At 72.2% G+C, this 26,988-nt stretch carries 23 protein-coding genes and 1 pseudogene; 6 read left to right on the top strand and 18 right to left on the bottom strand.

Annotated features, from left to right (window positions below):
* Window positions 1-243: 243 nt before the first annotated feature.
* Window positions 244-936: a metal-dependent transcriptional regulator gene (locus ACIBL4_RS32825; RefSeq protein WP_053671441.1), complete on the bottom strand. Its 693-nt coding sequence runs from the start codon at window positions 934-936 to the stop codon at window positions 244-246.
* A gap of 238 nt (window positions 937-1,174) precedes the next feature.
* Between ACIBL4_RS32825 and ACIBL4_RS32820 the strand changes: the two genes are divergently transcribed.
* A complete protein-coding gene (locus ACIBL4_RS32820) occupies window positions 1,175-1,930 on the top strand; it encodes an SIS domain-containing protein (protein ID WP_399415407.1) in 756 nt (251 codons plus the stop codon).
* A gap of 7 nt (window positions 1,931-1,937) precedes the next feature.
* Here the strand turns inward: ACIBL4_RS32820 and ACIBL4_RS32815 are convergent, their stop codons facing one another.
* Window positions 1,938-3,335, bottom strand: a complete 1,398-nt coding sequence (locus ACIBL4_RS32815; protein WP_399415406.1) for a PAS domain-containing protein — start codon at window positions 3,333-3,335, stop codon at window positions 1,938-1,940.
* Between the two features lie 167 nt (window positions 3,336-3,502).
* Entirely contained in the window at window positions 3,503-3,916 is a 414-nt protein-coding gene (locus tag ACIBL4_RS32810; protein ID WP_399415405.1) for a RidA family protein, read from the bottom strand.
* 291 nt (window positions 3,917-4,207) lie between these two features.
* On the opposite strand from ACIBL4_RS32810, the gene ACIBL4_RS32805 reads away from it, so the two are divergent.
* Window positions 4,208-4,681 carry a diadenosine tetraphosphate hydrolase gene (locus tag ACIBL4_RS32805; protein ID WP_399415404.1) on the top strand — a complete coding sequence of 158 codons (474 nt, stop codon included), beginning with the start codon at window positions 4,208-4,210 and terminating at the stop codon, window positions 4,679-4,681.
* Window positions 4,682-4,733: 52 nt separating this feature from the next.
* Here ACIBL4_RS32805 and ACIBL4_RS32800 read toward each other — a convergent pair whose 3' ends face one another.
* On the bottom strand, window positions 4,734-5,834 hold the full coding sequence (locus tag ACIBL4_RS32800) for a citrate synthase 2 (protein ID WP_399415403.1): 1,101 nt from the start codon (window positions 5,832-5,834) through the stop codon (window positions 4,734-4,736).
* Window positions 5,835-6,119: 285 nt separating this feature from the next.
* On the opposite strand from ACIBL4_RS32800, the gene pdxH reads away from it, so the two are divergent.
* On the top strand, window positions 6,120-6,788 hold the full coding sequence (gene pdxH / locus ACIBL4_RS32795) for a pyridoxamine 5'-phosphate oxidase (protein ID WP_399415402.1): 669 nt from the start codon (window positions 6,120-6,122) through the stop codon (window positions 6,786-6,788).
* 25 nt (window positions 6,789-6,813) lie between these two features.
* Here pdxH and ACIBL4_RS32790 read toward each other — a convergent pair whose 3' ends face one another.
* Genes ACIBL4_RS32790 through ACIBL4_RS32755 form a run of 8 tightly spaced genes read right to left on the bottom strand, consistent with a single transcriptional unit; the run spans window position 6,814 to window position 16,875 of the window.
* The gene (locus ACIBL4_RS32790) at window positions 6,814-7,446 is read right to left on the bottom strand and encodes a TetR/AcrR family transcriptional regulator (RefSeq protein WP_399415401.1); all 633 of its coding nucleotides are present in this window, start codon (window positions 7,444-7,446) and stop codon (window positions 6,814-6,816) included.
* Between the two features lie 4 nt (window positions 7,447-7,450).
* A complete protein-coding gene (locus tag ACIBL4_RS32785) occupies window positions 7,451-8,185 on the bottom strand; it encodes an enoyl-CoA hydratase family protein (RefSeq protein ID WP_399415400.1) in 735 nt (244 codons plus the stop codon).
* Window positions 8,182-9,753 carry a 4-coumarate--CoA ligase family protein gene (locus ACIBL4_RS32780; protein ID WP_399415399.1) on the bottom strand — a complete coding sequence of 524 codons (1,572 nt, stop codon included), beginning with the start codon at window positions 9,751-9,753 and terminating at the stop codon, window positions 8,182-8,184. Before ACIBL4_RS32780 ends, ACIBL4_RS32785 begins: the two co-directional genes overlap by 4 nt.
* A 25-nt stretch (window positions 9,754-9,778) precedes the next feature.
* Window positions 9,779-10,906 (bottom strand): acyl-CoA dehydrogenase family protein, encoded by a 1,128-nt coding sequence (locus ACIBL4_RS32775; RefSeq protein WP_399415398.1) that lies wholly within the window; start codon window positions 10,904-10,906, stop codon window positions 9,779-9,781.
* A gap of 56 nt (window positions 10,907-10,962) precedes the next feature.
* On the bottom strand, window positions 10,963-12,807 hold the full coding sequence (locus ACIBL4_RS32770) for a biotin carboxylase N-terminal domain-containing protein (protein WP_399415397.1): 1,845 nt from the start codon (window positions 12,805-12,807) through the stop codon (window positions 10,963-10,965).
* Window positions 12,808-12,818: 11 nt separating this feature from the next.
* Complete coding sequence (locus ACIBL4_RS32765) at window positions 12,819-14,417, bottom strand: acyl-CoA carboxylase subunit beta (RefSeq protein WP_399415396.1); 1,599 nt, start codon at window positions 14,415-14,417, stop codon at window positions 12,819-12,821.
* The gene (locus ACIBL4_RS32760; RefSeq protein ID WP_399415394.1) at window positions 14,414-16,081 is read right to left on the bottom strand and encodes an acyclic terpene utilization AtuA family protein; all 1,668 of its coding nucleotides are present in this window, start codon (window positions 16,079-16,081) and stop codon (window positions 14,414-14,416) included. The genes ACIBL4_RS32765 and ACIBL4_RS32760 overlap by 4 nt, the downstream gene beginning before the upstream one ends.
* Complete coding sequence (locus ACIBL4_RS32755) at window positions 16,078-16,875, bottom strand: TIGR03084 family metal-binding protein (RefSeq protein WP_399415393.1); 798 nt, start codon at window positions 16,873-16,875, stop codon at window positions 16,078-16,080. Before ACIBL4_RS32755 ends, ACIBL4_RS32760 begins: the two co-directional genes overlap by 4 nt.
* Window positions 16,876-17,258: 383 nt before the next feature.
* On the opposite strand from ACIBL4_RS32755, the gene ACIBL4_RS32750 reads away from it, so the two are divergent.
* A complete protein-coding gene (locus ACIBL4_RS32750; RefSeq protein WP_399415392.1) occupies window positions 17,259-17,873 on the top strand; it encodes a hypothetical protein in 615 nt (204 codons plus the stop codon).
* Window positions 17,874-17,897: 24 nt separating this feature from the next.
* Here the strand turns inward: ACIBL4_RS32750 and ACIBL4_RS32745 are convergent.
* From ACIBL4_RS32745 to ACIBL4_RS32735, 3 genes and pseudogenes are all read right to left on the bottom strand, one after another.
* A pseudogene (locus ACIBL4_RS32745) lies at window positions 17,898-18,059 on the bottom strand (SDR family oxidoreductase); the annotation flags it as partial.
* Between the two features lie 4 nt (window positions 18,060-18,063).
* Window positions 18,064-19,017, bottom strand: a complete 954-nt coding sequence (locus ACIBL4_RS32740; RefSeq protein ID WP_399415391.1) for a MerR family transcriptional regulator — start codon at window positions 19,015-19,017, stop codon at window positions 18,064-18,066.
* A 57-nt stretch (window positions 19,018-19,074) separates the two neighbouring features.
* Entirely contained in the window at window positions 19,075-19,533 is a 459-nt protein-coding gene (locus ACIBL4_RS32735; RefSeq protein ID WP_399415390.1) for a pyridoxamine 5'-phosphate oxidase family protein, read from the bottom strand.
* 70 nt (window positions 19,534-19,603) lie between these two features.
* On the opposite strand from ACIBL4_RS32735, the gene ACIBL4_RS32730 reads away from it, so the two are divergent.
* A complete protein-coding gene (locus ACIBL4_RS32730; protein ID WP_399415388.1) occupies window positions 19,604-20,287 on the top strand; it encodes a formylglycine-generating enzyme family protein in 684 nt (227 codons plus the stop codon).
* Between the two features lie 15 nt (window positions 20,288-20,302).
* On the opposite strand, the gene ACIBL4_RS32725 is transcribed toward ACIBL4_RS32730, so the two are convergent.
* From ACIBL4_RS32725 to ACIBL4_RS32715, 3 genes are all read right to left on the bottom strand, one after another.
* Window positions 20,303-21,283: an EamA family transporter gene (locus ACIBL4_RS32725; protein ID WP_399415387.1), complete on the bottom strand. Its 981-nt coding sequence runs from the start codon at window positions 21,281-21,283 to the stop codon at window positions 20,303-20,305.
* A gap of 141 nt (window positions 21,284-21,424) precedes the next feature.
* Window positions 21,425-22,561 carry a lipid II:glycine glycyltransferase FemX gene (locus tag ACIBL4_RS32720; RefSeq protein WP_399415386.1) on the bottom strand — a complete coding sequence of 379 codons (1,137 nt, stop codon included), beginning with the start codon at window positions 22,559-22,561 and terminating at the stop codon, window positions 21,425-21,427.
* Between the two features lie 136 nt (window positions 22,562-22,697).
* Window positions 22,698-25,586: an FAD-binding and (Fe-S)-binding domain-containing protein gene (locus ACIBL4_RS32715; RefSeq protein ID WP_399415385.1), complete on the bottom strand. Its 2,889-nt coding sequence runs from the start codon at window positions 25,584-25,586 to the stop codon at window positions 22,698-22,700.
* A 94-nt stretch (window positions 25,587-25,680) separates the two neighbouring features.
* Here ACIBL4_RS32715 and serC point away from each other — a divergent pair, with 94 nt between their 5' ends.
* Window positions 25,681-26,799, top strand: a complete 1,119-nt coding sequence (gene serC / locus ACIBL4_RS32710; RefSeq protein ID WP_399415384.1) for a phosphoserine transaminase — start codon at window positions 25,681-25,683, stop codon at window positions 26,797-26,799.
* Window positions 26,800-26,988: the final 189 nt, after the last annotated feature.

The following is a 26,988-nucleotide window of genomic DNA, read 5'->3' as shown; positions in this document are numbered from 1 at the left end:
GGGTGACATCGCTGTCGAGCCGCGGCCAAGAGCCCTCAGGTCATATGCCTCACGCGACAGCGTCGCACGGGAAACGAGCGGGCGCTGCCATTCGACGGACTGAATACCGGATTCGACGGGATCACGCCAACGCCACAACCACCCCACGGGCAACGCGAGTTGGCGAGGACCCCGGGACCGGGTTCCGGAACGCCTCCCGGGCCGGTTCCTGGACCGGGTCCTGGTCCGCGTCCCGGGCCGGGTTCAGGGCTTGGCGACGAACACGTGGGAGGCGATGTCCGACTCCAGCTCGGCCGCCTCGCCACCGCTGCCGACCAGCACACCGCCCGCCGACTCCGTCACACTCACCACCGAGCCGGGCTGCACGCCCGCGCGCCGCAGCGTGTACATCAGCTGCGCGTCCGTCTGGATCGGCTCGCCGATCCGGCGCACCACGACCGTCTTGCCCTCGGCGCCCGGGTCGAGGCTGGCCAGCGACACCATGCCCTCGTCCAGGAACGGGTCGGCGCCGTCCTTCTCGCCGAGCTCCTCCAGACCCGGGATCGGGTTGCCGTACGGCGACTCCGTCGGGTGCCGCAGCAGCTCCAGGACGCGGCGCTCAACGGCCTCGCTCATCACATGCTCCCAGCGGCACGCCTCGGCGTGGACCTGCTCCCACTCCAGGCCGATCACGTCGACGAGCAGACACTCGGCGAGACGGTGCTTGCGCATCACGCGCGTGGCGAGACGACGGCCCTCGTCGGTGAGCTCCAGGTGCCGGTCGCTGGCGACGGACACCAGGCCGTCGCGCTCCATCCGTGCCACGGTCTGGCTGACCGTCGGCCCGCTCTGGTCCAGCCGCTCGGCGATACGGGCGCGCATGGGGACCACGCCCTCTTCCTCCAGCTCGAGGATGGTGCGGAGATACATCTCCGTGGTGTCGATCAGTCCGGACATACGTGCCCCTCGAGTGAGATCTGCCGGAGGCTGGACGGCTCACCGGCGTGTGCGCTGGCCCTGCACTCAATTCTGCCGGATACCACCGACAACCGTGCCGCGGGAGGGAAAGCGAAGGTTAGTCCGGGCCCGCGACGGGGTACGGAGGAGCCTTTCACGGCCGTATTGACACCGCACTGGTCCAGACCGCACCGTGATGCGCGACACTCGGCCCCAGCCCAGCCCGAAGGGACCCCGTATGAGCGACCGCGCGCCGGCCGGCCAGTTCCTCGACGCCGCGATCGGCCTGCTGCGGCGGGTCCGCGACGAGGAGGCCGACAGCATCGCGGCAGCCGGGACGCTCCTCGCCGACACCGTCGTCAGCGGCGGCCGTCTCTTCGCCTTCGGCGCCGGGCACTCCTCCCTCGCCGCGCAGGACCTCGTCTACCGCGCCGGCGGTCTCGCCCTGATGAACCTGCTGGCCGTGCCGGGTGTCGTCGGCGTCGACGTCATGCCCGCGCCGCTCGGCTCCGCCCTGGAACGCGTCGACGGCCTCGCGAGCGCCGTCCTGGACAGCTCCCCGCTCCGCGCGGGCGACGCCCTGATCATCATCTCCCTCTCGGGGCGCAACGCCCTTCCCGTGGAGATGGCCCTGCACGCGCGCGCCCTGGGCGTGCGGGTCATCGGCGTGACATCGGTGGCGTACGCCTCCGAGACGATGTCGCGACACGCCTCGGGGACGTACCTCAAGGACCACTGCGATCTCGTCCTCGACTCGAAGATCGCCGTCGGCGACGCCGAACTCACCCTCGACAACGTCCCCGCCCCCTTCGCCCCCGCCTCCACGGTCGTCACCTCCGCCCTCCTCCAGGCCGTCATGGCGACGACGGCCGCCACCCTCGCCGACCGCGGCGTCGAACCGCCCCTGCTGCGCTCCGGGAACGTCGACGGAGGCCACGACTGGAACGCCCGGGTCATGGAGCAGTACCGGGACCGGATCTTCTACCGGCACTGACCGCCGCTCACTCCTCGTCCGACAGCCCCGCGAGATCCAGCGACGCGGCGATCCGGACCGCCACGTCCTCCGCGTACATCGCGTCGGACCGCTCGAAGGCGCTGCGCCCCGCGCCCCGCAGGAACGTCACGACGCCCAGCGTCCGCCCCCGGCTGCGCAGCACCGCGCACAGGGCGTGCACGGCGTCCGGCGGCCACTGGCGGGCCAGCGCCCACTCCCGGGCCTGCTCGGGCGGGACGGTGCCCGCGCTCGCCCGCAGCGCGCCGACGCGTTCCACGCACTGCAGGGCCGGATGCCCCTCGGCGTACCGCACGGGCAGACCCGCGCGGTCGGCGAGCTTGCTCGGCCCCGGCGCGCCGGAGGGCGTCTCGGCGACCCGCACCAGCCGGACCGGCCCCTCGGTCTCCGCGTCGCCGATCGCGCCGCCGGCCACCCGGTCGATCAGCGCGTGGTCGGCGAAACCGGCCAGGGCGAAGTCCAGGTGGATCGTCGCGGCCTCCGCCGGGTCCTCGCACTCGGCGGCGGCCCGCGAGGCCCGGTGCAGCTGCTGCGTGCGGAACCGCAGCAGCGACGCCTCCTGCTCGCTCTGCTTGGCCTCCGTCACGTCCTGGAACAGCCAGCCGACACCCAGCGGAACCGGCTCCTCCGCGAGCGGCGAGGCCAGCCGCAGGAAACCGCTGCGCCAGCACCGCCGCCGCTCCCCCTCGGCCGCGCGCACCGTCACCCACACCTCGGCGGGCGCGGGCGGCGCGCCTTCCGCCAGCACATGCTGAAGCGCGCTCTCCAGCTCCTCCACACCCTGCGTGAGCAGCTCCCCGAGCGGCCGCCCGAGCACAGACGTACGCCCCGTGCCCAGCGCCCGGGCCGCGTGCGCGTTCACCACGGCGGGCCGCAGGTCGACGTCCACGAGCACGACACCCCAGCTGGCGTCCTCGAACAGCGCCTCGCTGAGGGCGATCGACCGCTCCAGATCGATCTGCGTGTGCACCTCGCTGAAGGCGCAGTACACACCCGCGGGCTTTCCGTCCGTACCCCGCACGGCCGCCGACTGCATCCGTACGAGGACCCGCCCGCCGTCCTTCGTCAGCAGCGCGAACTCGTGGACCTGGCGCCCCGGCGCGTGCATGGCGGACATCAGCCGCCCCTCGACCTCCTCGGCGTCCGCGCTGCGCACGGCCCACCCGGCCAGGCCCCGTCGCCCCACGGCCTCGTCCGCGCTCCAGCCAAGAATCCGCTCGGCCTCGCGGTTCCAGTGCGTCACGACCCCGTCGGCGTCGAAGGCGCACAGCGCCGCGTCCATGCCGTCCAGCAGCGCGGCGAGCAGATCCGAGCCGTCCGAACCGTCCCGCTCGGGCTCGTCCGGCCCCAGCTCGTCAGTGGTCCCACTACGCCGGGAAGCACTCACCTGGACCCCCTGCAGGCTTGCGTCCGCACGTACGTCACGTCGGTTCGCTACTTGCAATCATTCAACTGGAACGTGACCCAGCGCACACCAAGTTCCCACAACATTGAAGGAATCGTTGTACGGCGGCGATCCCCACGTCAACGCCTTGACGGCGGCCTGCCGCGGACTCAGTCGATCAACGCCACACCCCCAGTACCACTCCCGCGGCGCGCGTACACCTCGATCTCGATCTTCATCCGGGGATCGGCCAGCCCGCACACCATCATCGTCGCGGCCGGCCGCACCTCGCCGAAGCACGCCCGCAGCACCGGCCAGCACGGTTCGAAGTCCTCCCGCTCGGGCAGCAGGTACCGCACCCGTACGACGTCCGCGAACGAACACCCCGCCTTCTCCAGCGCGTCCCCTATGTTCCGCAAACACTGCTCGGCCTGCTCCACGACGTCGTCGGAGATGGTCATGCCCGCGTAGTCGAACCCGGTCGTCCCCGACACATGCACCCAGTCCCCGTCCACCACGGCCCGGGCATACCCGATCCGCTCCTCGAACACCGAACCGCTGAGAATCGCCTGTCGTCGCGTCATGGGGTCAAGGTCTCAAAAAAACGGTTGATCCGAGGCCCGATGGCTTCTTAGGGTTCCAGGTACACGAGAAGGGAGGTGGTTCGGCAGATGTATGAGAACCGGACGCGTGAGGTGGCTGCGGGCTAGCGGCCCGACACCACACACAGTGCGGTGCCGGACCAGCACGTGAAAGAAGCGTGCAGCCGGCCCAATCTCCAGCAGTCACCCGACCCGCGAGCCGCCGGTACGTCCGGCCGGCCCTCCTTTGGAGGACCAGGCTCGCGGGTCGTCTGCGTTTTCGAGGGGGCGACGGTGGTGGGTGAGTGGCGCGACGACCGGATCGGCAGCGCCCTGCGGGGTGAGAATCCGGCCGTGATGCGGAGGCTGGACGCCGGGTTCGCGGTGATCGGCGATGTGCAGTTTCTTCCTGGCTACTCGGTGTTGCTGACCGATGATCCCCTGGTGGAGCGGCTGTCGGAGCTGCCGCGGAGCAGGCGGCTGGCGTTTCTGGGGGACATGGAGCGGCTGGGGGAAGCCGTCGAGCGGGCCTGCCGGCGGGTGGAGTCGGGGTTCCGGCGGGTCAATCTGGAGATTCTCGGGAACGCCGACGGGTTCCTGCACGCGCATGTGTGGCCGCGGTACGACTGGGAGCCCGAGGATCTCGTGCGGCTGCCCGTGTGGCTCTATCCGCGGGAGATGTGGAGCGAGGAGCGCTATGCGCTCGGGGCGCGGCACGGCCCGTTGCGGGAGGCGATCGGGGAGGAGCTGGACCGGCTCACGGGGTGAGACGTGCGCCACGGCCTCACCCCGAGCGGGGTGAGGCCGTGGGTGGGACGGGTCAGTGGGCGATGTCCTCGTAGCCCTCGATCTCGCGGGGGCTGCGGGAGCCGGGGCCCGTGTAGCGGGCCGAGGGGCGGACCAGGCGGCCCGTGCGCTTCTGTTCCAGGATGTGGGCGGACCAGCCGGCCGTGCGGGCGCAGGTGAACATCGAGGTGAACATGTGTGCGGGGACCTCGGCGAAGTCCAGGACGATCGCGGCCCAGAACTCGACGTTGGTGGCCAGGACCCGGTCGGGGCGGCGGGCGTGGAGTTCCGCCAGGGCCGCCTTCTCCAGGGCCTCGGCGACCTCGAAGCGGGGGGCGCCCAGTTCGCGGGCGGTGCGGCGCAGGACCCTCGCCCTCGGGTCCTCGGCGCGGTAGACGCGGTGGCCGAAGCCCATGAGGCGTTCGCCCTTGTCGAGCGCGTTCTTGACGTAGGCCTCGGCGTCTCCCGTGCGTTCGATCTCCTCGATCATGCCGAGGACTCGGGAGGGGGCGCCGCCGTGGAGGGGGCCCGACATCGCGCCGACCGCTCCGGACAGGGCCGCGGCGACGTCCGCGCCGGTCGAGGCGATCACGCGGGCCGTGAAGGTGGACGCGTTCATGCCGTGTTCCGCGGCACTCGTCCAGTACGCGTCCACCGCCGCCACGTGCTTGGGGTCCGGCTCGCCCCGCCAGCGGATCATGAAGCGCTCGACGACGGAGTGGGCCTTGTCGATCTCGCGCTGCGGGACCATCGGCAGGCCCTGGCCTCGGGCCGACTGGGCGACGTAGGACAGGGCCATGACGGCCGCCCGGGCCAGGTCCTCGCGGGCCTGCTCGGCGTCGATGTCCAGGAGGGGTTTCAGGCCCCAGACGGGCGCGAGCATGGCCAGCGCGGACTGGACGTCGACGCGGATGTCGCCGGAGTGGACGGGGATGGGGAACGGCTCGGCGGGCGGCAGGCCCGGGTTGAAGGCGCCGTCGACGAGCAGGCCCCAGACGTTGCCGAAGGAGACGTGGCCGACGAGGTCCTCGATGTCGACGCCCCGATAACGCAGGGCGCCGCCCTCCTTGTCCGGCTCGGCGATCTCCGTCTCGAACGCGACGATTCCCTCGAGCCCGGGTACGAAGTCGGACATCAGGCGGCTCCTCGTGATGTAAGTGACAGATGGTGTGATGTGGGGTGGGGCGAACGAACCATGTGTCAGTCAGCTTGCGAAGCGGGCGGCCGTCCTGAGGATCCACGGTCGTGTGCGGCGACTCGCGGTCCCGGACGGTCTCCCCTGTGATGCCCCGTGCGGCCGGCGGTCACCCAACCGGAACGGCACGGAAACGATATCCCCGAGTGCCACCGTTGGGGAGGGTTCACGGCACTGAGTGCCAGGCAGTGACGAAGGACACCGTCCATACGGCAAGATGACCGGGTGACCGACCGCGACGCCGTCCCCTTCGACCTGGCCTCGATGCGCAAGCAGTACCGGGCCGAGGGCCTCTCCGTGAACGAGCTGGCCGCCACCCCCGTCGAGCAGTTCGCGCGCTGGTTCAAGCAGGCCGCGACGGAGGGCGGGCTGTTCGAGCCCAACGCCATGATCGTCTCGACGGCCGACGCCGAGGGCCGGCCCAGCTCCCGCACGGTGCTGCTGAAGCACTTCGACGAGCAGGGCTTCGTCTTCTACACGAACTACGACTCCCGCAAGGCCCGTGACCTGGCGGAGAACCCGTACGTCTCGCTGCTGTTCCCCTGGCATCCGATGGCCCGGCAGGTCATCGTGACCGGGGTGGCGCGGCGGACCGGGCGGGACGAGACGGCGGCGTACTTCCGGACCCGGCCGCACGGATCGCAGCTCGGGGCGTGGGCCAGCGCCCAGTCCTCGGTGATCGCCACCCGCGCGGACATCGACGGGGCGTACGCCGAACTGGCCGCCCGCTATCCCGAGGGCGAGCAGGTGCCCGTGCCGCCGCACTGGGGCGGTTTCCGGGTGGCCCCGCAGACGGTGGAGTTCTGGCAGGGCCGCGAGAACCGGCTGCACGACCGGTTGCGGTACGTGGAGCGGGCCGACGGGAGCTGGCGCGTGGAGCGGCTCAGTCCCTGAGCGGCCATCCCCGGGCGGGTACGCCCTAACGGCTGCCCAGCGCCCCCTCCAGCAGCCCCGCCCACTGCTCGACCACCCGTTCCCGGCGGGCCGTGTCGTCCGTGAGGAGGTTGGCCAGGCCCAGGCCGCGGGCCATGTCGAGGAGGCCCTGGACGGTTTCGCGGACGCCGGGGACGGATTCGTCGGCGGACAGCAGGTCGACGGCTATGCGGTGGGTTTCGCGGCCCACGCGGGATTCCAGTTCGGTGACGCGGGCGCGGAGCTGGTCCTCGTTGGAGGCGGCCACCCAGAGGTGGAGGGCCGCGCGGAACAGCGGTCCGGTGTAGAGGTCGACCAGGGCCGCGACGACGGCGTGCCGGTCTCCGGCCGCGCCCTCGGGGAACAGGGCGCGCAGGGCCGTGGAGCGTTCCTCGGCGACGTACTCGACGGCCGCCGTGAAGAGGTCCTCGCGGGTCGGGAAGTGGTGCTGGGCGGCGCCGCGGGAGACGCCGGCGCGTTCGGCGACGACGGAGACGGTGGATCCGGCCCAGCCGTGTTCGGCGAGGCAGGACACGGCGGCTTCCAGGAGCCGTTGCCGGGTGGCCCGGCTGCGGTCCTGCTTGGGGACTCGCTCCGCACGGTCTCTGTCCGCGCGGTCGACCGTGCTCACACCGCCCATGTCCTCACACCACCCATGCCGGATCCCGTCGTTCGAGGAAGGCCGTCATCCCCTCGCGGGCCTGCGGGGAGGAGAACAGCCGGGCCGAGAGCGCGGTCAGGACGGCCGCGTCCCGGTCGAAGGCTTCCAGCACCCTAGCCGTGAGCAGCCGTTTCGTCTCGGCCAGGGCGTCGGGGGCGGATCTGCGCAGGCCGTCGAGGATGGGGGCCAGTGCGGTGTCGACGTCGTCGGCGTGGGTGGTGAGCAGGCCGGTCGCGGTGGCCTCGGCGGCACCGAAGCGTTCGCCGGTGAGGTAGTAGCGGGACAGGGCGCGCGGGTCGGTGCGCGGCAGCAGCGGCAGGGAGATGACCGCGGGGGCGACGCCGATGCGGACCTCCGTGAAGGCGAAGGTGGTCTCGGTGGAGGCGGCGGCGATGTCGCAGGCGGCCAGCAGGCCGAGGCCGCCCGCGCGGACGTGGCCGGTGACCCGGGCGACGACCGGCTTGGGCAGGTCGATGATGCGGCGGAGCAGGGTGACCAGCGCCTCGGGGGGCGGCGGGTCCCTGAGGTCCGCGCCGGCGCTGAAGGTGTTGCCGGTGTGGGTGAGGACGACCGCGCGGACGCCGGGGTCCCGGCCGGCGTCCGCGAGGGCCTCGGCCAGTTCGCCGACGAGGGCCGCCGACAGGGCGTTGCGGGTGTGGGGCGAGTCGAGGGTGAGGGTTTCCACGGCACGCGCGCGTGCCCTGCCTATCAGGGTCATGCCCGCTCCCTGAGCTGTCGGCGGAGGATCTTCCCGGAGGCCGCCCGGGGGACGCCGTCGATGAAGGTGACGTGCCGGATCCGCTTGTAGGGGGCCACGCGCTCGGCGACGTACATCATGATCTCCGCCTCGGACAGGTCGGTGCGGTCCGGCCGGCGGACCACGTACGCGTGCGGGATCTCGTTGCCGTCGTCGTCGTACACGCCGATGACGGCCGCGTCGGCGATGCCCGGGTGGGTGAGCAGCAGGGCCTCCAGCTCGGCGGGGGCCACCTGGAAGCCCTTGTACTTGATGAGTTCCTTGACGCGGTCGACGACGTACAACCAGCCTCCCCCACCGTCCACATGCCCGACATCGCCGGTGTGCAGCCAGCCGTCGGCGTCGATCATCGCGCTGGTGGCGTCGGGGCGGCCGAGGTAGCCCTTCATGACCTGGGGGCCGCGGATGAGGATCTCGCCGGACTCGCCGGCGGGCAGGTCCTTGCCGGGATCGTCGAGGGAGACGATGCGCATCTCGGTGCCCGCGATGAGCTTGCCGACGGTTCCGGGCGGCGCGTCGTTCATCGCGTCCAGGGGGACGACGTGCGTGCCGGGCGACAGTTCCGTCATACCGTAGGCCTGGCCGATGGGCGGCAGGCCCAGCCGCTCGGAGCAGGCGGCGGCGAGGCGGGCGTCCAGGGGTGCTGCGGCGCTGATGACGTACTTCAGCGACGACAGGTCGTACTGCGCGACGGCCGGGTGCTTGGCCAGGGCCAGCACGATCGGCGGGGCCACGTACAGGGCGGTGATGCGGTGGTGCTGGACGGCCGCGAGGAACTGCTCCAGGTCGAAGCGCGGCAGGACGACGACGGTGGCGCCCTGCCTCAGCGGCGCGTTCATCAGGGCCGTGAGGCCGTAGATGTGGAAGAAGGGCAGAACCGCCAGAACGCGGTCTCCGGGGCCGGCGGGTATCGCCGGGTGGAGCTGGGCGAGGTTGGTGGCGATCTGCCGGTGCGTGAGCATCACGCCCTTGGGTGTGCCGGTGGTCCCGGAGGAGTACGGCAGGGCGGCGACGTCCTGCGCGGGGTCGATGGCGACCTGCGGCTCGGGGGCGGAACAGGCCAGCATGTCGATCAGGGAGCGGTGTCCGGTCGCGCTGTCGCACACGAAGATCTCGTGTACGCCGCCCGCGAGTTCGGCGGCCCGGCGCGCGATGTCCAGCAGCGGTGAGACGGTGATGATCCAGCGGGCCGCCGAGTCCGTCAGCTGCTTGGCGAACTCCTGGGCGGTGGCGAGCGGGTGCACGGTGGTGACGGTGGCGCCCGCGCGCGTGGCGGCGTAGAAGGCGGTCGGGAAGGCGATGGTGTTGGGGCTGTGCAGGGCGAGGACGTCGCCCTTGCGGACCCCGGCCTCGGCGAGGGCGGCGGCGACGCGCCGGTGGAAGCGGTCCACCTGCTCGTACGAGAGGGTGGTGCCGTCGGTGCCGTCGATCAGCGCCGGGATGTCGCCGAACTCCGCGGCCCGGGCCAGGACGGCGTCGTGGATGGGCAGGTCGACGGGCGGGACGTCTGCGTACTCGCTGCGGAACATGGTTCCTCCTCGCGCGCGGGGCGTCTCAGTACGACTTGGGCAGGCCCAGGGTCTGGTGGGAGACGTAGTTGAGAATCATCTCCCGGCTCACCGGGGCGATACGAGCCACGCGCGCGGCCGTTATCAGCGAGGCGAGACCGAACTCTCGGGTGAGGCCGTTGCCGCCGAGGGTGTGCACGGCCTGGTCCACGGCCTTCACACAGGCCTCCCCCGCCGCGTACTTCGCCATGTTGGCGGCCTCGCCCGCGCCCATGTCGTCGCCGGCGTCGTACAGCCGGGCCGCCTTCTGCATCATCAGGCGCGCGAGTTCGAGGTCGATGTGCGCCTGGGCCAGGGGGTGGGCGATGGCCTGGTGGGCGCCGATGGGAGTGTCCCAGACCTGCCGGTCGCGGGCGTACTCGACGGCTTTCGCGAGGGCGTGGCGGCCCATGCCGATCGCGAAGGCGGCCGTCATGATGCGCTCGGGGTTGAGGCCGGCGAAGAGCTGGAGGAGACCTGCGTCCTCGTCGCCGACGAGTGCGTCGGCGGGCAGCCGTACGTCGTCCAGCGTCAGCTCGAACTGCTTCTCGGCGGCGGTGAGTTCCATGTCGATGGGGCGGCGGGTGAAGCCGGGGGCGTCGCGCGGGACGATGAACAGGCAGGGCTTGAGGCGGCCGGTGCGGGCGTCCTCCGTGCGGCCGACGATGAGGGTCGCGTCCGCTAGGTCGACGCCGGAGATGAAGACCTTGCGGCCTTTGAGGATCCAGTCTCCGGTGTCCTGGTCGCGGCGTGCGGTGGTGGTGATGCGGTGGCTGTTGGAGCCGGCGTCGGGTTCGGTGATGCCGAAGGCCATGAGGCGGGAGCCGTCCGCCAGGGCCGGGAGCCACTGTTGTTTCTGGGCGTCCGTGCCGAAGCGGGCTATCACTGTGCCGCAGATCGCCGGTGACACGATCATCATGAGGAGGGGGCAGCCGGCCGCGCCGAGTTCTTCGAGGACGATGGAGAGTTCGGAGATGCCGCCGCCTCCGCCGCCGTATCCCTCGGGGAGGTTGACGCCGAGGTAGCCGAGTTTTCCTGCTTCGGACCAGAGTTGTGCGGGATCGTGGGGGCGGCCGTGGCGGTTGCCGAGTGCGGCGACTGCCTCTCGTAGGGCTTTGTGGTCTTCGGTGTCCATGGGGAGTCCTTTCGGGTGCGAGCCGTATGTGGCTTGTCGCGCAGTTCCCCGCGCCCCTAGAAGGTTTCTGTCACCACTGCCAACAGCGCGCCCGGCTCGACCTGTTGTCCTGCCACGACGCACAACTCACTCAGCGTTCCCGTGACCGGGGCCGTGATCTTGTGCTGCATCTTCATCGCCTCCAGCCAGAGGAGAGGGTCTCCGGCCTTCACGGGTGTTCCTGCGGTGAGGCCGTCGGCCACTCGGACGACCGTGCCCGGCATGGGGGCCAGGAGGGAGCCGGGGGCGTGCTGGGTCGTCGGGCCGGGGAAGCGGGGCAGGGTCGTCAGGGCGGTGGAGTTGACGTAGACCTGGTCGCCGTAGTGCCTCACCTCGAACTTGCGCCGGACTCCGTCCACTTCGAGGACGACGAGGTGCGCGTCGGCGTGCACCACCCGTACGCCGTCCGCCTCCAGGCCCGTGCGCGTGTGCCGGTAGTGGACCTCGTGTTCCTGCCCCGCCATGGCGTACCGCTTGGTCTGCGGTTGTGAGGGGACGTTGCGCCAGCCGCCGAAGCGGGAGCGGCCCTGGGCGTCGGCGAGGGCGGCGGCCAGGGGGGCGTGCGGGTCGGGGGACGGCTCGCTCAGGTGCGGCAGGTGGCGGTCGTAGAAGCCGGTGTCCATGCGGGCCGTGGTGAACTCCGGGTGGCGCAGGGAGCGGACCAGGAGGTCGCGGTTGGTGACGGGGCCGTGGATCACGGCCCGTTCCAGCGCGGAGGCGAGCTTGCGGACTGCCTCCGTGCGCGTGGGGGCGTGGGCCACGGCCTTGGCGAGCATGGGGTCGTAGTGGACGCCGATGTCGTCGCCGTCGGTGTAGCCGGTGTCGAGGCGGATGCCCTCGGGCAGGGCGAGGCGGTGCAGGCGGCCGGTCTGGGGGGACCAGTCGCGGGACGGGTCCTCGGCGTAGAGGCGGGCCTCCACGGCGTGGCCACGCGCGCGAGGCGGGGTGGTGTCGAGGGGGTGGCCCTCGGCGACGCGGATCTGTTCGGCGACCAGGTCGAGGCCGAACACGGCTTCCGTCACGGGGTGTTCGACTTGGAGACGGGTGTTCATCTCCAGGAAGTGGGCCCTGCCGTCGGCGACGAGGAACTCGACCGTGCCGGCGCCCGTGTAGTCGACGGCTCGGGCGGCCCGTACGGCGAGGGCGCTCAGCTCCTCCTGGAGTTCCTCGGAGAGGCCGGGGGCGGGGGCCTCCTCGACGACCTTCTGGTGGCGGCGCTGGAGGGAGCAGTCGCGGGTGCCGAGCGGCCAGACGGTGCCGTGGGTGTCGGCGAGGATCTGCACCTCGACGTGGCGGCCGTTCTCGACGTACGGCTCGACGAAGACCTCGCCGTCGCCGAAGGCGCTCTCCGCTTCGGCGCGTGCGGCGGCCAGTTCGGCGTCCAGGTCCGCCAGGTGCCGTACGACGCGCATGCCGCGTCCGCCGCCGCCCGCCGCCGCCTTCACCAGGACCGGGAGGTCGGTCTCGGTGACGTCGGTGAGGGGCTTCAGCCCCATCAGCCGCTTGGCGCGGGTCTTGGACGCCATCGCCTCGATGGCGTCCGGGGGCGGGCCGATCCAGACCAGGCCCGCGTCCAGGACGGCCCGGGCGAAGCCGGCGTTCTCGGAGAGGAAGCCGTAGCCGGGGTGCACGGCGTCCGCTCCGGCCGCGACGGCGGCTTTCACGATCAGGTCGCCGCGCAGGTAGGTGTCGGCGGGCGCGGCCCCCGGAAGTCGTACGCCCGTGTCGGCCACGCGCGCGTGGAGGGCGTTCTCGTCGGCGTCCGAGTGCACGGCGACCGTGCGGATGCCGAGCTCGCGGCAGGTGCGGAAGACGCGGCAGGCTATCTCGCCCCGGTTGGCGACGAGCACAGAAGTGATCACGGAAGGTTTCCTCACATCCGGAAGACGCCGAAGCCGCCGCGCGCGCCCTCGTAGGGGGCGGTGTGGATGGCGGAGAGGCACATGCCGAGGACGGTGCGGGTGTCACGCGGGTCGATGACGCCGTCGTCGTACAGCCGCCCGGACAGGAACATCGGCAGCGACTCGGACTCGATCTGCTGCTCCACCATGGCGCGCAGGGCCGCGTCCGCCTCCTCGTCGTACGGCTGTCCCTTCGCCGCGGCCGACTGGCGGGCGACGATCGACAGCACGCCCGCGAGCTGCTGCGGGCCCATCACGGCCGACTTGGCGCTGGGCCAGGCGAAGAGGAAACGCGGGTCGTAGGCCCGGCCGCACATGCCGTAGTGGCCGGCGCCGTAGGAGGCGCCCATGAGGACGGAGAGGTGCGGGACGCGGCTGTTGCTGACCGCGTTGATCATCATCGCGCCGTGTTTGATGATGCCGCCCTGCTCGTATTCCCTGCCGACCATGTAGCCGGTGGTGTTGTGCAGGAAGAGCAGTGGGATGTCACGCTGGTTGGCGAGCTGGATGAACTGGGTGGCCTTCTGGGACTCCTCGCTGAAGAGGACCCCTTGGGCGTTGGCCAGGATGCCGATCGGGTAGCCGTGGAGCGTGGCCCAGCCGGTGGTCAGGCTGGTCCCGTACAGCGGTTTGAACTCGTCGAAGTCGGAGGCGTCGACGATGCGGGCGATGACCTCACGCGGGTCGAAGGGGCTCTTGAGATCGCCGGGGACGATGCCGAGGAGTTCGTCGGCGTCGTACTTGGGGGGCTCGGCCGGGCCCGGATCGCCGTACGCCTTGCGGTGGTTGAGGCGGGCGACCACACGGCGGGCCTGCCGGAGCGCGTCCTGCTCGTCGACGGCGAAGTGGTCGGCGAGGCCCGACACGCGCGCGTGCATCCCGGCGCCGCCCAGGGACTCGTCGTCGCTCTCCTCCCCCGTGGCCATCTTCACCAGCGGCGGACCGCCGAGGAACACCTTCGCCCGCTCCTTGACCATGATCACGTGGTCGGACATGCCGGGGATGTAGGCGCCTCCGGCCGTGGAGTTGCCGAAGACGACCGCGAGGGTGGGGATCCCGGCGGCGGACAGCCGGGTCAGGTCCCGGAAGATGGCACCCCCGGGGATGAAGATCTCCTTCTGCGACGGCAGGTCGGCGCCGCCGGACTCCACCAGACTGATGCAGGGCAGCCGGTTGGTGAGCGCGATGTCGTTCGCGCGCAGGGCCTTCTTCAGCGACCACGGGTTGCTCGCGCCCCCGCGCACGGTCGGGTCGTTGGCCGTGATCAGGCACTCCACTCCCTCGACGACACCGATGCCGGTGACGAGGGAGGCGCCCACGGTGTGGTCGCTGCCCCAGGCGGCCAGCGGGGACAGCTCCAGGAAGGGCGTGTCGGGGTCGAGGAGCAGCTCGATCCGTTCACGGGCGAGGAGTTTGCCGCGCCGCCGGTGCCGCTCGACGTACTTCTCGCCGCCGCCCGCAAGAGCCTTGGCGTGCTCGGCGTCGAGTTCGGTGAGCTTGGCGAGCATGGTCTCGCGGTTGGCCCGGTACTCGGGGCCGCTCGGGTCGAGCGCGGAGGTCAGGACGGTCACAGCAGAGCCTCCGGTATGTCCAGGTGGCGGGAGCGCAGCCATTCGCCGAGGGCCTTGGCCTGCGGGTCGAAGCGGTGCCGGTCGGCGACGCCCGCGCCGAGGATGCCTTCGACGACGAAGTTGAGGGCGCGGAGGTTGGGCAGGACGTGCCGGGTGACGTTCAGCGGCCGGCTCTCGGGGATCAGCTCCTGGAACCGGTCGGTTGTCAGTGCGTGCACGAGCCAGCGCCAGGCGTCGTCCGTGCGGGCCCACACCCCGACGTTGGCGTTGCCGCCCTTGTCACCGCTGCGGGCGCCCGCGACGAGGCCGAGGGGGGCGCGCCGGGCGGGCCCGGGCGGCAGCGGCTCCGGCAGGGGCGGTTCCGGCACCTCGTCGAGTACGGCGGTGTCGGGGGCCGGCGGCACGGAGACCCGGCGCCCGTCATGGAGGACGGCCACATGGTCGACGGCACCATGGGGGACGTACACATCCTCGAAGACCCCATAGGGCGAGCCCTTTTCGGGTGGTGCCAGCACATGGAAGCCGGGGTAACTGGCGAGCGCCAGCTCCACGGCGGCCCCGCTCAGGGCCCGCCCGACCGTCTCCTGGTCGGGGTCCCGTACGACGAGCCGCAGCAGCGCGCTCGCCGTCTCCTCGCTCGGGGCGTCGGGCCGGTCGGTGCGGACCAGCTCCCAGCGCACGTCGGCGGCCTTGCCGAGGGCCGGTTCCATCTGCTCCCGCACCAGGGCGGCCTTGGCCTCGATGTCGAGGCCGGTGAGCACGAAGACGACCTCGTTGCGGAAGCCGCCGAGCCCGTTCAGCCCGACCTTGAGGGTGGGCGGCGGCGCCTCCCCTCGCACACCCTCGATCCGCACCCGGTCGGGCCCGTCCTGGGCGAGCCGCACGGTGTCCAGCCGGGCGGTGACGTCCGGCCCCGCGTACCGGGCCCCGGCCGTCTCGTACAGCAACTGGGCGGTGACCGTGCCGACGTCGACGAAGCCGCCGGTGCCGGGGTGCTTGGTGATGACGCAAGAGCCGTCCTCGTGGAGCTCGGCGAGCGGGAAGCCGGGCCGGCGCACGTCGCCGTCCCGGAAGAAGGCGTAGTTGCCGCCGGTGGCCTGCGCCCCGCACTCCAGCACGTGCCCGGCGACGACGGCCCCGGCCAGCCGGTCGTGGTCCGTCTCCTGCCACCCGAAGTGGGCGGCGGCCGGGCCGGTCACGAGTGCCGCGTCCGTCACCCGCCCGGTGACGACGACGTCGGCACCGGCCCGCAGACAGGCCGCGATCCCGAAGCCGCCGAGGTAGGCGTGGGCGGCGAGGCTGCCGGGGTGGGCGGCGGTGAGGTCGTCGCCCTCCACATGTGCGACGCGCACGGGGATGCCGAGCCGGTCGGCCAAGTGCCGTACGGCGTCGGCCAGTCCGGCCGGGTTGAGCCCGCCGGCGTTGGTGACGATCTTCACGCCCCGCTCGTGGGCGAGCCCCAGGCAGTCCTCCAACTGCCGCGGGAACGTACGGGCGTATCCGGCGCCCGGGTCCTTCAGCCGGTCCCGGCCGAGGATGAGCATCGTCAGCTCGGCGAGATAGTCACCGGTGAGGACGTCCAGGTCGCCGCCCGTGAGCATCTCGCGCATGGCGTCGAAGCGGTCGCCGTAGAAGCCGGAGGCGTTGCCGATGCGGAGGGTCACCGCGCCTCCCCTTTCGGGGTGCGGCCGGTGCCGGGCGGGCCCGCGAAGGCCTGGGCGATGTCCAGCCAGCGGTCGGCGTCGGGGCCCTCGGCGCGCAGGGCGAGATCGGCGCGGTGGGCGCGCTGGGTGACCAGGAGGCAGAAGTCTAGGGCGGGCCCGGTGACACGTTGCGGGGCGTCCTCGGGGCCGTACGCCCACAAGTCGCCGGAGGGGGCCTGGAGTTCGACGCGGAAAGGATCGGCCGGCGGAGTCAGCCCGTGCACGCCGTAGGCGAAGTCCCGGGTCCGCACCCCGAGCCGGGCCACATGCCGCAGCCGGTCGGTGGGTGGGCGCACCACACCGAGGGCGTCAGCCACATCCTGTCCGTGGGCCCAGGTCTCCATCAGACGGGCCGTCGCCATGGAGGCGGCCGACATGGGTGGGCCGTACCAGGGGAAGCGCGCCTTGGGCGGGGCGGCCCGCAGCGCCTCGTCCAACGCCGCACGGCCGTCGCGCCACCGCGCGAGCAGGTCGGCGGGCGGCAGTCCGGCGTCCTCCTCGGCGCCCTCGTCGACGAAGGAGCCCGGTGCGGCGAGGGCCTTCTCGACCAAGGCATGGAAGCCGTCGGCGTCCGTGACGGCGAGCAGGGCCGAACGGTCCGTCCAGGCCAGGTGGGCGATCTGGTGGGCGACGGTCCAGCCGGGCGCGGGGGTGGGGAGCGCCCAGCTCGGTGCGCTCAACCCGGCGACGAGGCGGTCGAGTTCCTCGCTCTCCTCGCGCAGGTCGTCGATCACGGACGTCGTCGGATCGGACACGGGCGCTCCCCTCGGGGCACGGCGGTGTGCGGGGGTGGTGCGGGGCGGTGCTGGTGGTGTGGCGTGCTGAGGAGCATGGCAGCGGGGCCAGAAACAATCAAGCGTGCTTGCATGTAAATGTGCCGGTGGCCGGAAGCGTGTGCTTCGGCGGCGCGCTCCATACACTCTGGGACACGCTCGTTCACTTGGTCGCGCACGGGTCACGCATCGGGGGAGACACAAGGATGAGCGACTGGAACCCGGGCGGGCAGCCGCCACCGTACGGCCCGCACGGCGGACAGCCGTACCCGCAGCCTGAGCCCGGCCCCTATGTGCCTCCGCACCAGCCACCGGGCATCGGCGGTGGCATCCGCCCCATGTGCCGCACTCCTATACCTCCTCCGATGCCACCGCAGGCGCCACCGCCCGGCCTCTTGACGCGGCTGCGGCGGCGGATCGGCCCCATTCGCACCGCGCGCCGGGTCTTCAAGCCGTCCCGGCCGGACCTCGTCGAGGATCCGTTCATCGCGCGCATGCAGAGGATCCGCACGTTCGTGGGGCTCGGCGCGGTGGTGTGGGTGTCGGTGTCCTACAAGATCGCCCACTCCGTCGAGGACATGGCGAGCGACCGATTCTCGCAGTCGTGGATCAGCGTGCTGGTGCTGTCCGTGACGCTCCCGGTGGTCGTGGGCGTCCTGACGGCCCTGACGGCTCCGTCGGCCCGCCGGGACCTGCTGCGCCGGGCCGCGAAATCGTTCGGCGCGATCCTGGCCCTCATCGCCGGGGTCTTCGTCTTCCCGGCCACGGTCGACATCCACCAGACCATGCCGCCGCTGCTCGCCATGACGCTGGTCTGGGACATGGCACTGATCGACGTGTTCACCGGGGCGTACGCGGGCGTGCCGGGGCCGGTGCGGGCGGTGTTCGCGCTCGGGGCCCCGCTGTCCGTGACCGCGGTCGGGCTGTGGGAGCTGCGGGTGCATTACGGGATCTCGGTGCGGGGGGTGCTGGCTCCCTAGAGGGCGCGGACGCCCCCTAGGGAGTCAGACCTGGCTCTCGCCGCCGTCGACGTACAGGTTGGCTCCGAGCATGAAGCCGCTCTGCTCGGAAGCGAGGAACGCCACCACGTCGGCGACCTCCTCCGGGCGTCCGATCCGGCCCAGCGGGACACCTGCGCTGAACAGTGCCTTGGTGACGGGCGTTTCTTGACTACCGCACGCGGGACTGCTGCGGAGTGTGAGCGCGCAGGGCCTCTGTGAGCCACCTGAACACCGGTGCCAGGCTGGGCGGGACGGGCCATCCGTTGATGACGGCCAGCAGGTGCCAGTAGCGCTCCGCGCGGGGATCGCCGGCGATCTCCAGGCGCGTCAGCAGCCAGTGGCGCAAGCCGGCGTCGTCGGCACGGCTGAAGGTCTCCGCGTAACGGGCGGTGAGGGCGTCGACGACGGGTGCGGCCGCGGCCGCGGCCGGGGCGATACCGGCATCGAGCGCGCGGCCGACGCTGTCGCGGACGGTCTCGGTGAGGTCGTGGTGCAGGCCGGTGACGTCGCCCTGGGCGCGCTCGGCCGCCTGGTACTCGGCCATGCGGCGGACGGCGGCGCGGAAGTCGGGGTCCTGGATGAGTTCGGCGAGTTCCACCCAGGCGTCGACCTGATGGGGTTCGGGGTCGTCCGGCAGTTCGGGCATGGCCGAGCGGATCATGTCGACGAAGTCGGCGTTGGCGTCGAACCTGCCGAAGGTGTCGTCGATGAAGTCGGTGACAAGGCGTCGGCGTTCGTCGTCGGAGAGCTTGGCAAGCTTGTGCATGAGGTCCATTTCCTCGGGCGTGGAGCCCCTCTTGGCCACCGCTCGCAGCACCGCGCGCCGCAGTCGGAGGGTGCGGATCTGCACGTCCAGGGCGTCGGCGTGTGCGGCCGCGACCTCGGGCACCGAGACCTCCCGGTCCAGCACCTCCCGGATGACAGCAAGGTCGAGCCCCAGGTCACGCAGGGTGCGTACCAGATCCAGACGCGCCAGTGCGCCGATGTCATAGAGGCGGTAGCCAGCCGGGCTGCGGTCCGTCGGCGGCACGATTCCGGTGTCGGAGTAGAACCGAATGGTCTTGACCGTCAGCCCGGTCCGCCGGGCCAGGGCCCCGATCGTGAAGAGGGTGTCGCCGTCCATGCCTGTACCTTCGTGCCTCCCCCTACGGGAGACTCAAGCCCAGTCTCCCCGCAGACCTCAGCCGTCGATGTCGAGCGCCGTCCCGTACAGCCGGTCCACGTGCAAGCGGACGACCACCCGCCGTTCGGCCACCAACTGCTCCAGGAACGTGTCTTCGTCCTGCGGCCTGGCCTCCTCCGGGATGATCCCGAGCAACTCCCGCCCGACCTCGTCGCCGGGAACCGTCGTGACGTCGGACACCTCCGCCTCGCCCTCCGCGACGGCGAACGACCACACGTCACCGCCCTGCACATGCAGCGCCGCGCGCGGATTGTGCCGCAGCTGCCTGACCTTGACGCGGTCGGCCGTCGTCGAGAACCGCACAATCCGGGCCTCGGGGTCCCAGCCGTAGACCATGGTGGTCAGATGGGGCCGGCCGTTGCGCTTGACGGTGGCGAGCGTGCCGAACTGCTGCTTGCCGAGCAGGTCCGAGAGGGCTTCCTCGGACAGCGGGCGGGGTGCGGGGCCTTGAGTCATGACCAGGCCAACTCCGGTGGCCGCGCGGAAATTTCACGACGGCGAACGCACCGCCGTTAGGGTGGCTCGCATGGGCGCCGACGTGGACACGGGGATCGAGATGGTGGGCGTCCCGCCAGGGCGCGTGACGCTGTCCGACCGGCGGACGCAGCGGAGTTGGGCGGTCGACGTCGCGTCGTTCCGGATGTCGGCGGTGCCGGTCACCCAGGCCTGGTACGCCCAGGTCACGGGCGAGCGGCCGAGTGCCGCCCGCGGTGAGCGGCTGCCCGTCGAGGGCGTGTCGTGGTGGGACGCGGTCCGGTTCTGCAACGCGCTGTCCCGGGCGGAGGGGCTGACACCGGTGTACCGCCTGCGTGACGACTCGGAGTCGGTCGGCCGGGACGCCTCCGGTGACGGGTACCGGCTGCCGACCGAGGCCGAGTGGGAGCACGCCTGCCGGGCCGGCGGCAGCGGGCCGCGGTACGGGCGGCTCGACGAGATCGCCTGGTATCGCGGCACCTCACAGGAGCGGATCCACCCCGTGGGCGGCAAGCGGCCCAACGCGTGGGGCCTCTACGACATGCTGGGCAATGTCTGGGAGTGGTGCTGGGACGTCTACGACGCCGAGGTCTACGGCACCTACCGGGTGCTGCGGGGCGGCGGCTGGGCCGACGAGCACTGGAGTTGCCGTGCCTCCGTACGGCGCCGCAGTCATCCGACGTTCCGGATCGACGACGTCGGGTTTCGCGTGGCGCGCGCGTCCCGGCCGCAGTGAACGCGTCCGGTCGCTCTAGCCCTCCAGGCCCGTACCCTCCAGCGCCGCCGTCTTCCGGCGGTCGCTGCCGCGTCCGCGCCCGACCTGGGTGCGTACCGCTCCCATGCTCGCCACGATGACGAGGGCGATCGCGGCGGCCTCCATGGCGGTGAGGGCCTGGTCGAGGAGGAGGAAGCCGGCCGTCGCGGCGATGGCCGGTTCCAGGCTCATGAGGATCGCGAAGGTGGAGGCGGGCAGGCGGCGCAGGGCGAGGAGTTCGAGGGTGTAGGGCAGGACCGAGGAGAGCAGGGCCACCGCAGCGCCCAGGCCCAGCGTCACCGGGTCGAGCAGCTTCGTGCCCGACTCGGCGATGCCCAGCGGCAGGAACAGCACCGCCCCCACGGCCATCGCCAGGGCCAGGCCGTCCGCCTGCGGGAAGCGGCGGCCCGTACGGGCGCTGAAGATGATGTAGGCCGCCCACATGGCGCCGGCACCCAGGGCGAAGGCCGCTCCTGTGGGGTCGAGGCCGCTGAAGCCTCCGCCGCCGAGGAGGAAGACGCCGGCGAGGGCGAGGGCCGCCCACACGACGTTGATCGCGCGGCGGGACGCCAGGACCGAGAGGGCGAGAGGGCCGAGGACCTCCAGGGTGACCGCGGGGCCCAGCGGGATGCGGGCGACGGCCTGATAGAAGAGGCCGTTCATCGCGGCCATGGTGATGCCGAAGACGACGACCGTGCCCCAGTCGGTGCGCGAGTGGCCGCGCAGGCGCGGCCGGCAGACCAGCAGCAGGACGGCGGCCGCCACGAGCAGCCGCAGCGCCACCACCCCGAGGGCGCCCGCCCTCGGCATCAGCATCACGGCCAGCGCGCCGCCGAACTGCACCGAGACCCCGCCCGCGAACACCAGGCCCACCGGCCCGAGGGAGCCCAGCCTGCCCGGCCCCGCGGCCGGTGCGCCGGCGGTGGCGGTGGCGGTCGTCGCGGACTGGGGCGTGGTGGCGGTGTCCGGAGGGGTCACGGGCGATCCTGTGCTCGGCGTACCTACATCTACATACACGCTAACGTGCATCAAGATGTACTTCAAAGTCCAGAGTAATGGACTCGGCCAGGCGCGTAAACCGTTTATGCCACTGTCTCGGAATGCTCCGGGGCCGGTCTCTCAGCGGCGGGCCAGGTACAGGCTCAGCGCCTTGTACAGCAGCCGGTTGATCGGGAAGTCCCACTCGCCCAGGTACTCGACGGCCTCGCCGCCCGTGCCCACCTTGAACCGGAGCAGGCCCAGCAGGTGGCTGGACTCCTCCAGCGTGTCGGTGATGCCGCGCAGGTCGTAGACGGCGGCGCCGAGTTCATGGGCGTCCGTCATCATGCGCCACTGCACGGCACTGCTCGGCTGGACCTCGCGCCGCCGGCTGGTGGAGGCGCCGTAGGAGTACCAGACGTGGTCGCCGACGGTCAGCATCGTCGCTCCGGCCAGCACCTCGCCGTCGTGGTAGGCGAGGTAGAGCCGCATCCGGTCCGGGTGCTCGGCGGTGAGCGCGCTCCACATGCGCTGGAAGTAGGGCAGCGGGCGCGGGATGAAGCGGTCCCGCTCGGCGGTCTCGCGGTACAGCTCGTGGAAGGCCGGCAGATCGTCGTAGCCGCCGCGTACGACCTTCACGCCGGCCTTCTCCGCTTTGGTGATGTTGCGCCGCCACTGCTGGTTCAGGCCGCCGCGGATGTCCTCCAGCGACCGTCCGGCCAGCGGCACCTGGAAGACGTACCGGGGCTGTCCCGCAGCGAAGCCGTCCTCGCCGCCGGGTTCGGTCTGCCGCCAGCCCATGCGGCGCAGGGTGTCCGCGACCTGGCCGGCCCGCGGTTCGAACGACGTCGCCCGCACGTCGCGCAGGCGCCGGGCGGCCGGGTCCGCGATCGCCGCCTTGACCGCCTCGGCGCTCCAGCGGCGCACCACGACCGGCGGGCCCATCCGCACCGCGAACGCGCCCTGTCTGCCGAGGTGGGCGACCATCGGCTCCAGCAGACGTTCGAGGCCGGGCTCGTGCCAGTCGATGAGCGGGCCCTCGGGCAGGTACGCCAGGTACCGCGGCAGTCCGGGCAGCCTCGGCCCGGGCAGCGGACGCAGCAGCACCAGTCCGGCGCCGACGAGCTGCCCGGCCCCGTCGAACCAGCCGAGGCTCTCCGACCGCCAGTCGGGCTTCACCTCACCCCAGGAGGGGAGCTGCGTGTGGCTGGCGGAGGGGCGGGCCGCGACGAACGCGAGGTGCTCGTCACGGGTGATCGGCTGGACGCGGACGCTCATGCACGGGCTCCTTCGAGTGGCTGGTGCCGAGAGCCTAGGAGCGGCTCCGCCCCTCCCCCGGCTCAGACACTCGGGTCCGGCCGTCCCGTGGCCCGAACGCCTCAAGCGCGTCCAGCGGCTACCACTCGCCCCAGATTCATCGCCCGTCCTCCGGGGCGTTCGCTTCTTCTTCCTCCAGCGCCCCCGCCAGTACCTCCGCCAGGTGCCTGCCCCGCACGCCCGCCAGCTGCTCCAGCTGCGTGCGGCAGGAGAAGCCGTCCGCGAGGACGACCGTGCCGTCGGGGGCGTCCCGTACCGACGGCAGGAGCTGTTCCCCGGCGCATGCGGCGGACACCTCGTAGTGGCCCCTCTCGAAGCCGAAGTTCCCCGCGAGGCCGCAGCAGCCGCCGCTCAGCTCGCCGGTGAGCCGCGCGGCTCCGCGCAGCCGGCGGTCGGCGGCGTCGCCCAGCACCGCGTGCTGGTGGCAGTGGGTCTGGCCGGCCACCGGGCGGTCGACGCGCGGCGGTGTCCAGTCGGGGGCGTGGCGTTCCAGCGTCTCCGCGAACGTGCGGACCTTGGCGGCGAGGCGGGCCGCGCGCGGGTCGTCGTGCAGCAGCTCGGGGACGTCCGTGCGCAGGGCCGCGGCGCAGCTCGGCTCCAGGACCACGACCGGGGCGTCGGTCTCCAGCACCGGTTCCATCAGGTCGAGCATGCGGCGCATGACCGCTCGGGCGCGGTCCAGCTGCCCCGTCGACACGTACGTCAGCCCGCAGCAGACGTGGCCCCGGCCCCGCAGCAGCGACAGCGGGTCGAGCGCGACGGTCCTGCCGTCGCCCACCGGCGGTTTCTCCAGACGCACGGTCGGCGGCAGCGCCACCCGCAGCCCGGCCGCCTCCAGCACCCGCACGGCGGCCCGTCCCACGGAGGGCGAGAGGTACTCGGTGAAGGTGTCGGGCCACAGCACGACCAGGTCGCCGCCCTGCACGGAGGCCCGGCGCCGCTCCCACCACCGGCTGAACGTCCGGGTCGCCACCCGGGGGATCTCCCGCTCCGGGGCGATGCCGCCCAGCCGTTTCGCCGCCCGGGCGCAGGGCCGCAGCCGGGCCAGGGCGTTGACCAGCCGCGCCGTGCGCGTACGGGACACGGCGCGCAGCCACACCGGCAGCCGGCCCATGGCGTAGTGCGCGGCCGGGCGGCGCCGGCCGGCGTAGTGGTGGTGGAGGAACTCCGCCTTGTACGTGGCCATGTCCACCTCCACCGGGCAGTCCGACCGGCAGCCCTTGCAGGACAGGCACAGGTCCAGGGCGTCCCGCACCTCCGTGGAGCGCCAGCCGTCGGTCACCACCTCACCGGCGAGCATCTCGTGCAGCAGCCGGGCCCGCCCGCGCGTGGAGTGCTGCTCCTCGCCGGTCACCCGGAAGGACGGGCACATGACGGCGGAGCCGGACACCGACGTCGTACGGCACTTGGCGACGCCCACGCAGCGACGCACCGCCGCCGAGAAGTCACCGCCGTCGGAGGGATAGCCGAAGGCGACGTCGACGGGCTCGCGGGGGAGGACGGAGAAGCGCAGGCCGGCGTCCAGGGGCGCGGGGCGCACCAGCATGCCGGGGTTGAGGAGGTCGTCGGGGTCCCACACCCCCTTCGCCCGCTCGAACAGGCCGACCATCTCCGGCCCGTACATCCTGGGCAGCAGTTCCGCCCGCGCCTGCCCGTCGCCGTGCTCCCCGGACAGCGAGCCGCCGTGGGTCACCACCAGCTCCGCGAGCTCCTCGGAGAAGCGGCGGAACCGGGCGATGCCGGGCTCCGTGAGCAGGTCGAAGTCGATCCGGACGTGGATGCAGCCGTCCCCGAAGTGCCCGTACGGCGTGCCGCGCAGGCCGTGGGCGGCCAGCAGCGCCCGGAAGTCCCGCAGATACGGCCCGAGCCGGGCGGGCGGCACCGCGCAGTCCTCCCAGCCGGGCCAGGCCTCCGTCCCGTCCGGCATCCGGGTCGCCGTACCGCTCGCGTCCTCCCGGATCCGCCACAGCGCACGCTGCACCGCCGGGTCGGTCACCACCAGGGCGTCCACGACATCGGCCGCCCGCACGATCGCCTCCGCACGCGCGCGTGCCTCCCCGGCCGACTCCCCACCGGTCTCCACGAACAGCCAGGCCGCGCCCCGCGGCAGCGCGGCCGGGGACGGCACCAGGTCCGCCGCCATGCCCTCCACCGTCAGCGGGCCGAACGGCAGCAGCCCCGCAGCGGCCTCCGCCGCCGCGCTCTCGTCGGCGTAACCCAGCACGGCCAGCGCACGCGCGCGTGGTGCCTCGACGAGTCGTACGACCGCTTCCGTCAGCACGCCCAGCGTGCCCTCGGAACCGCAGAAGGAGCGGGTCACGTCGGCGCCCCGCTCGGGCAGCAGGGCGTCCAGCGCGTACCCGGAGATGCGGCGGGGCAGCTCCGGGAAGCCCGTGCGCAGCCGGGCCAGTTCGCCGTCCACCAGCTCCCGCAGGCCGTCCGGCGCCCCGGCCCACTCCTGCCCGAGCCGCAGCCGCCGCCCGCGCGCGGTGATCACGTCCAGCTCGCGCACACTGTCGGCGGTCGTCCCCCAGGCCACCGAGTGCGAGCCGCACGAGTTGTTGCCGATCATGCCGCCGAGCGTGCAGCGGCTGTGGGTGGAGGGGTCGGGCCCGAACCGCAGCCCGTGCGGGGCCGCCGCCTCCTGGAGCCGGTCGAGCACCAGCCCCGGCTGCACGACGGCCGTACGCGCCTCGGGATCCAGGGTGACCAGCCGGTTCATGTGCCGGGTGAAGTCCAGGACGACACCCGTCCCGGTGGCCTGCCCCGCGATGGACGTGCCCCCGCCCCGGGGCACCACCGGCACGCCGTGGGCCCGGCACACCTCCAGCACGCCGGCCACGTCGTCGGCGTCGCGCGGGGCGACGACGCCGAGCGGGACCCGGCGGTAGTTGGAGGCGTCCATGGTGACCAGTGCCCGGGAGGTGACGTCGAAGCCCACATCGCCCCGGACGACCTTGCGCAGCTCGGCCTCAAGATCCGTCATACGTCCAGCAAACCAGCCTCACGTCGACACGAACCCCGTCTCACCCGACGGAACGCGTTTCGCCCAGGTTTCCTCACCGGCTAACCTCCAGAGCGTGGCTGAGATCCAGATTCCTGCTGACATCAAGCCCGCCGACGGTCGATTCGGCGCGGGCCCCTCCAAGGTGCGGGTGGAGGCGCTGGACGCCCTGGCCGCCACCGGTACGTCCCTGCTCGGCACCTCCCACCGCCAGGCCCCTGTCAAGAACCTGGTCGGCAAGGTGCGTGAGGGCATCCGTGAGCTGTTCCAGCTCCCCGACGGGTATGAGGTGGTCCTCGGCAACGGCGGCTCCACCGCGTTCTGGGACATCGCGACGCACGGCCTGATCGAGAACAAGTCGCAGCACCTCAGCTTCGGCGAGTTCTCCTCCAAGTTCGCCAAGGCCGCCAAGCTCGCGCCCTGGCTGGCCGAGCCGGACGTCATCTCCAGCGACCCGGGCACGCACCCCGAGCCGGTCGCCGAGGCGGGCGTCGACGTGTACGCCTTCACCCACAACGAGACCTCCACCGGTGTCGCCATGCCGATCAAGCGCGTGGCCGGCGCGGACGAGGGCGCCCTGGTGCTCGTCGACGCCACCTCCGGGGCCGGCGGCCTCCCCGTCGACATCGCCGAGACGGACGTCTACTACTTCGCCCCGCAGAAGTCCTTCGCCTCCGACGGCGGCCTGTGGATCGGCGTCTTCTCCCCGGCCGCGATCGAGCGCGCCGAGCGGATCCACGCGAGCGGCCGCCACGTCCCGGAGTTCTTCTCGCTCCCGACGGCGATCGACAACTCCCGCAAGAACCAGACGTACAACACCCCGGCCCTCGCCACGCTGTTCCTCCTCAACGAGCAGCTGGAGTGGATCAACGGCCAGGGCGGTCTGGACTGGTCGGTCCGCCGCACCGCCACGTCCGCGCGGACGCTGTACGGCTGGGCCGAGGACGTCAAGTTCGCGAACCCGTTCGTCACCGACCCGGCCAAGCGCTCCCAGGTCATCGGCACGATCGACTTCACGGACGAGGTCGACGCCGCCGCCGTCGCCAAGGTCCTGCGCGCCAACGGCATCGTCGACACCGAGCCCTACCGCAAGCTCGGCCGCAACCAGCTGCGCGTCGCGATGTTCCCGGCGATCGACCCGGCGGACATCGAGGCCCTGACGAAGTGCGTCGACTATGTGATCGAGAAGCTCTGACCTTCTCGCATACGTGACCGAGGGCGCCCCGCCTGTGCGGGGCGCCCTCTCGCGTACAGCCGCGGGCTACCCGGCGGCGCATGTGGCGGTGCCCCGAGTGGCTGGCGGTCGATCCAAGTCGCGGGCGGCGTGGGGACGTTGCAAGTATCAAGTGGACGCCTCAAGGAGGACCTGTCATGATCTTTTGGC

Source organism: Streptomyces sp. NPDC050416, assembly GCF_044458845.1.
Lineage (GTDB): Bacteria > Actinomycetota > Actinomycetes > Streptomycetales > Streptomycetaceae > Streptomyces.
Note: the sequence above shows the minus strand (reverse complement) of the source record. Positions and strands in the feature narration are given on the sequence as shown.

Excerpts from the sequence above, each read along its gene's own strand:
- ACIBL4_RS32740 (WP_399415391.1), bottom strand. The coding sequence starts at position 19,017 with ATGGACGGCGACACCCTCTTCACGATCGGGGCCCTGGCCCGGCGGACC.
- ACIBL4_RS32720 (WP_399415386.1), bottom strand. The coding sequence starts at position 22,561 with ATGAGCGTCCGCGTCCAGCCGATCACCCGTGACGAGCACCTCGCGTTC.
- ACIBL4_RS32785 (WP_399415400.1), bottom strand. The coding sequence starts at position 8,185 with ATGACCCTGATAGGCAGGGCACGCGCGCGTGCCGTGGAAACCCTCACC.
- ACIBL4_RS32800 (WP_399415403.1), bottom strand. The coding sequence starts at position 5,834 with ATGTCCGACTTCGTACCCGGGCTCGAGGGAATCGTCGCGTTCGAGACG.
- ACIBL4_RS32780 (WP_399415399.1), bottom strand. The coding sequence starts at position 9,753 with ATGTTCCGCAGCGAGTACGCAGACGTCCCGCCCGTCGACCTGCCCATC.
- ACIBL4_RS32715 (WP_399415385.1), bottom strand. The coding sequence starts at position 25,586 with ATGACGGATCTTGAGGCCGAGCTGCGCAAGGTCGTCCGGGGCGATGTG.
- ACIBL4_RS32790 (WP_399415401.1), bottom strand. The coding sequence starts at position 7,446 with ATGGGCGGTGTGAGCACGGTCGACCGCGCGGACAGAGACCGTGCGGAG.
- ACIBL4_RS32750 (WP_399415392.1), top strand. The coding sequence starts at position 17,259 with ATGCCACCGCAGGCGCCACCGCCCGGCCTCTTGACGCGGCTGCGGCGG.
- ACIBL4_RS32825 (WP_053671441.1), bottom strand. The coding sequence starts at position 936 with ATGTCCGGACTGATCGACACCACGGAGATGTATCTCCGCACCATCCTC.
- ACIBL4_RS32820 (WP_399415407.1), top strand. The coding sequence starts at position 1,175 with ATGAGCGACCGCGCGCCGGCCGGCCAGTTCCTCGACGCCGCGATCGGC.
- ACIBL4_RS32810 (WP_399415405.1), bottom strand. The coding sequence starts at position 3,916 with ATGACGCGACGACAGGCGATTCTCAGCGGTTCGGTGTTCGAGGAGCGG.
- ACIBL4_RS32730 (WP_399415388.1), top strand. The coding sequence starts at position 19,604 with ATGGGCGCCGACGTGGACACGGGGATCGAGATGGTGGGCGTCCCGCCA.
- ACIBL4_RS32735 (WP_399415390.1), bottom strand. The coding sequence starts at position 19,533 with ATGACTCAAGGCCCCGCACCCCGCCCGCTGTCCGAGGAAGCCCTCTCG.
- ACIBL4_RS32775 (WP_399415398.1), bottom strand. The coding sequence starts at position 10,906 with ATGGACACCGAAGACCACAAAGCCCTACGAGAGGCAGTCGCCGCACTC.